The organism is Flavobacterium branchiophilum NBRC 15030 = ATCC 35035, from assembly GCF_002217205.1.
GTDB classification, from domain to species: domain Bacteria; phylum Bacteroidota; class Bacteroidia; order Flavobacteriales; family Flavobacteriaceae; genus Flavobacterium; species Flavobacterium branchiophilum.
Map to the genome: position 1 here is coordinate 1 of NZ_MUGT01000195.1, position 1105 is coordinate 1105.

The following is a 1105-nucleotide window of genomic DNA, read 5'->3' on the forward strand; positions in this document are numbered from 1 at the left end:
GAAAAGACAATACATGGTTGTAAAAAAAACAACACCTCGTTGCCTCCACAAAAAACTCTCTGTCAAAAATAAACTAATCATTAAAAATGCAAAAGAAATTTGGATAAAATTTTGTGTTACTAAAGCATTTTTAATATTGATAAACAACATGATTACAAGCAATAAAAAACCAAAAACGCCTAGCTCGGCAAAATTTTGTACATATTGATTGTGAAAATTCTTTTTTTGATACCCCTCTGTTGTTGATGAACCCAAATAAATTTTATAATGGATGCCTTTGGCTTCTATTTTTGGATAGGAAGCGTTCAAACCATATCCTGTCCAAAAAACAGCGTCTTCTTGCAACATTTCTAAAAAAATTCTGAATTGATAAACACGAAATGCCGTTCCTGGAAAAAAATCATTAGCTCGAAAACTTTTGTTTGTCCATGCTTGTTTGATGCTTACATTATATACGATTGTTTCATTTTTGCTAATCACATCGTTGATCGTGCTATCGGTCATCATGGTTTCGTATTCATGTTTGAACCACTCGTTTGTTTTTCCTACAAATGGCACCACACAAAGCAAAGCTAGCATTATGATTAAGTTTTTGAGACGCATTTTTTTTGATAATTTGGTATAAAATAAATAATACAAAACTACCAAACCAAAAAAGGCTACAATAATATTTATCGACGACAATAATAAAACCAACAATAATAAAAGGCTTAGGGCAAAAATATCAATAAACGAACGAACAGGTTTGGTCAAAAAATAGAAAAAAGCCATCGCAACATATACCGATACATGAATGGCATTGACATCTTTTGTTACAAGTTCGTGATAAAAAAATACGTTGCTATTTTGGGTTAAATAATACCTAATACTAGCTTTTGTAAGATAAAAAATAGCATACAGCAATATACCATAACTATAAAAAGCCAATATACTGTTTTTTTGCTGTGTTGTTAGGGGTTTGCTCATCCAAAAACAAATGGGTACTACTAACAGGGATAACTCTTTTGAAAGGGCAGGCCAAGTTAACGTTGGAGCAATCGACCAAAAATAGGAAAGAAACATTAACAAATACAACAATAGAGGCACAATTAAATAAAATTGAAAT

2 protein-coding genes are annotated in these 1105 nt (G+C 31.2%); both read right to left on the minus strand.

Going from position 1 to position 1105, the window contains the following annotated elements; genetic code table 11:
* On the minus strand, nucleotides 1–927 hold a 927-nt coding region (locus tag B0A58_RS15695; RefSeq protein ID WP_207758870.1), incomplete at its 3' end, for an O-antigen ligase family protein.
* Nucleotides 914–1105, minus strand: a 192-nt coding sequence (locus tag B0A58_RS16715; protein WP_207758871.1) for a hypothetical protein, incomplete at its 5' end; no start/stop codon positions are given. The genes B0A58_RS16715 and B0A58_RS15695, both read right to left, overlap by 14 nt.